Source organism: Nguyenibacter vanlangensis, from assembly GCF_013376155.1.
Lineage (GTDB): Bacteria > Pseudomonadota > Alphaproteobacteria > Acetobacterales > Acetobacteraceae > Gluconacetobacter > Gluconacetobacter vanlangensis.
Genome location: NZ_JABXXP010000535.1, coordinates 1 through 1979, shown reverse-complemented (window position 1 = coordinate 1979; position 1979 = coordinate 1). Strand labels below are relative to the sequence as shown.

The window sequence follows — 1979 nt, the reverse complement described above, 5'->3', positions numbered from 1 at the left end:
ATGCTGCGCGCATGGATGCCGCGCTGGCGGTGTCCGGCGTGACGGTGGGGTATGGCGGGCGGGTGGTGCTGCGCGGGATCGACCTGGTGCTGCCGCCGGGGCAGTGGCTGGGATTGCTGGGCGCGAATGGCGCGGGCAAGTCCACCCTGTTGCGCGCCGTGTCCGGACTGGTGCCGCCGCTGACCGGGCAGGTGGCGATCGATGGGGTGGATGTGCTGGCCGATCCGGTGCGGGCGCGGCGGGCATTGGGATATGCTGTCGATCCCGCGGCGCTGCCGATGGTGCTGAGCGGACGGGATTATCTGCGGCTGGTGGCCTCGGCGAAGGGATTGGCGCGGCCGGACTGGGGGCGATCCGACAGGGGGCGATCCGACGACTGGGGCGCGGACGACCCGGTGGCGTTGCTGGACCTGGCGCGCTGGATGGATGTGCCGCTGGAGACCTGTTCGCTGGGGACGCGGGCGAAATTCGCGATCCTGGCCGCGTTGCTGGGTAGTCCGCGCCTGCTGATCCTGGACGAGTCGCTGAACGGGCTGGACCCGCTGGCCGCCTGGCAGGTCCGGCGGATGATCGATGCGCGGGTGCGGGCGGGAACGTGCAGCGTGATTCTGGCGACGCATGCGCTGGAGAGCGTCGCGGCCCATTGTTCCGCCGCCATCATGCTGGAAGGCGGCGCGGTGGCCTGTCGCTGGGACGCGGCCGACCTGGCGGCGGCGCGGCGGGATCCGGCCGGGTTCGGCGATGCGGTGATGACGTTGTTGATGGCCCGGCGCTGATGGCCCGGTGCTGATGGCCGGCGCGACGGAGTTGCGGGTTTGTGCGGGGTGCCGGTGCGTGGCGCAGTGGAGGGAACAGCGGTGGAGGGAACATGAGCGGGTTCGAGGTGATCGACGCGGTGCGGGCGCCGGTGCGCTATGGTGCGGAGACGCGCTGGCTGCATTGGAGTTGTGCCGTGCTGATCCTGGCGCAGTTCGTGCTGGGCGAATTGATGCACAGGGTGCCCCATGCCTGGCATGGGCCGATCGTATCGGTGCATCTGTCGCTGGGGGTGCTGCTGGCGGCGTTGTTCGTGGCCCGGGTGGCCTGGCGGCTGACGGGTGGGCGGGCGATCCGCTTCGCCGCCGGTCCGGCCCGGGGCGCGCGGCTGGCGCCTCTGGTCCATGGGGGGCTTTATGTCCTGCTGGGCGGCGTGATCGCCCTGGGATATCTGGCCTGCTGGTCGGCCGGGCGGCCGGTGGTGGCGTTCGGGGTGCCGATCGCGTCGCCCTTCGCACCCCCCTTCGCGCTGATGTCGCCAGTGGCGCATCAGCGCCTCGGCAGCCTGCATGGCTGGCTGGCTTGGGCGATCATCATCGCGGCACTGGGCCATGCGGCGGCGGCGCTGTATCACGCGCTGGTGCTGCGCGACGGTGTGTTGCGCCGGATGTGGAGATAGAGAACGATGCGGATGCTGAAATTCATGCCCCTGGCGGGGTTGCTGCTGCTGGCGGCCTGCGGGCCGGATTACGGCGACCGGGGCACGCGGCAGTACCGTGGCGATGGTTATGGGAATGTCGGCAATAATTCACGCGGCAGCTATGGTTATGAGGGGCATGGCTATTGAAATGAGGGGGTGCGGGGTGGTGAAAGGGTTATTCTTCTTTTTCTGAAGAAAAAGAAGCAAAAAGACTTTTATTCGTTAAGGGACTTTGTGTGTGCCCGGCACATCGTCTCCACACGTTTGAAAGTTTTTTGGTTCTTTTTTCAAAAAAGAACGGATACGCCGCCATCTTACCGGGACGATACGGCCCAGTCGACGAAGACAGCGCCGACCTGGCGCAGCACGGCCTCGCGTTCGGCGGGGGGCACGGTCGGGGCGTGGTAATAGGCTGCGACCAGCAGCGGGGCGCGGCCGGGCGGCCGGACCAGGGCGATATCGTTGGTTTCCTCGGGGCCGTAGGTGCCGGGGCGGTCGCCGGCGATCCAATCCGGCGGGAGGG

Annotated in this window: 3 protein-coding genes and 1 pseudogene; 3 read left to right on the top strand and 1 reads right to left on the bottom strand. The window is 68.2% G+C overall.

The features are described from left to right. From HUK84_RS16340 to HUK84_RS16330, 3 genes are all read left to right on the top strand, one after another. Positions 1-776 (top strand): ATP-binding cassette domain-containing protein (locus tag HUK84_RS16340; protein WP_176641225.1); only part of this gene is annotated, 776 nt, incomplete at its 5' end. Between the two features lie 92 nt (positions 777-868). Then, positions 869-1435 carry a cytochrome b gene (locus HUK84_RS16335; RefSeq protein ID WP_176641224.1) on the top strand — a complete coding sequence of 189 codons (567 nt, stop codon included), beginning with the start codon at positions 869-871 and terminating at the stop codon, positions 1433-1435. 6 nt (positions 1436-1441) lie between these two features. Further along, positions 1442-1603 carry a hypothetical protein gene (locus HUK84_RS16330; RefSeq protein ID WP_176641223.1) on the top strand — a complete coding sequence of 54 codons (162 nt, stop codon included), beginning with the start codon at positions 1442-1444 and terminating at the stop codon, positions 1601-1603. A gap of 167 nt (positions 1604-1770) precedes the next feature. Here the strand turns inward: HUK84_RS16330 and HUK84_RS16325 are convergent. Next, positions 1771-1979 (bottom strand): annotated as a pseudogene (locus HUK84_RS16325) (hypothetical protein); the annotation flags it as partial.

Bases quoted from the DNA above. Each gene is read 5' to 3' on its own strand.
- HUK84_RS16335 (WP_176641224.1), top strand. From the start codon at position 869: ATGAGCGGGTTCGAGGTGATCGACGCGGTGCGGGCGCCGGTGCGCTAT.
- HUK84_RS16330 (WP_176641223.1), top strand. From the start codon at position 1,442: ATGCGGATGCTGAAATTCATGCCCCTGGCGGGGTTGCTGCTGCTGGCG.